The 229-nt window shown below is 46.3% G+C and carries 1 protein-coding gene; it reads right to left on the bottom strand.

Annotation, left to right across the window (positions count from 1 at the left end):
• The coding region (locus ACTHS3_RS18880; RefSeq protein ID WP_440368941.1) for a glutamate--cysteine ligase at positions 1–229 on the bottom strand (229 nt) is incomplete at both ends.

The following is a 229-nucleotide window of genomic DNA, read 5'->3' as shown; positions in this document are numbered from 1 at the left end:
CATATACACAACGGGTTCGCACACGGCACCATCCATGGTTTCGTAGGTATAAATACCTTCTTGGACAATGACTTCGCTGACTTCCAAACCTTCTTTGACTTTCGCCATTTTATTGCGGTTTTTACGGTTCAATCCGCGTACTTCATCTGCAGATTTAACGCTCATTACGCCCATGCCATAAGTACCTGCGTCGGCTTTCACAATAACGAAAGGCTGGTCGGTAATGCCC

The organism is Neisseria sp. P0009.S007 (assembly GCF_051962515.1).
This window is presented reverse-complemented; position numbering and strand designations above follow the sequence as displayed.